Origin of the sequence: Rhodococcus coprophilus NBRC 100603 (assembly GCF_001895045.1) — a bacterium.
Taxonomy (GTDB): Bacteria; Actinomycetota; Actinomycetes; order Mycobacteriales; family Mycobacteriaceae; genus Rhodococcus; species Rhodococcus coprophilus.
In genome coordinates this window covers 1-535 of the sequence record NZ_BDAM01000029.1, presented here as the reverse complement: position 1 = coordinate 535, position 535 = coordinate 1, and the positions used below count along the sequence as shown (strand labels likewise).

The following is a 535-nucleotide window of genomic DNA, read 5'->3' as shown; positions in this document are numbered from 1 at the left end:
GGATCCAGAATCTGCGGTCAACAATATTCCGGTGGCGATCAGGTTGTCGGGTTCGTTGGATGTCGATGCGTTGCAGGCGGCGGTGTCGGATGTGGTGGCGCGGCACGAGTCGTTGCGGACGGTGTATCCGGAGGTCGACGGGGTCGGTTTCCAGGAGATCCTGCCTGTATCGGAGGCGATCGTCGAGGTGCGTCCGGAAACCGTCGCGGCCGACGACGTCTTGGCGCGTGTCACGGAGGTTGTGACTACCGGTTTCGATGTGACACAGCAGGTTCCGATCAGGGTGCGGCTGCTGCAGATCACGCCGGACGAGCACATTCTGGTGGTGGTGGTTCATCACATCTCCGGTGACGGGTTCTCGATGGGGCCGTTGACTCGTGATGTGGTCACCGCGTATGCGGCGCGGGCCGCGGGCGCGGTCCCGGAGTGGTCGCCTTTGGAGGTGCAGTACGCGGATTACACGTTGTGGCAGCGTGAGGTCCTCGGCGACGAGTCGGATCCGGAGTCGCTGCTCGCGCGGCAATCCGAGTTCTGG

Annotated in this window: 1 protein-coding gene; it reads left to right on the top strand. The window is 63.7% G+C overall.

The features are described 5' to 3' along the window. The coding region (locus RDCOP1_RS21120) for a condensation domain-containing protein (protein ID WP_143152214.1) at positions 1-535 on the top strand (535 nt) is incomplete at both ends.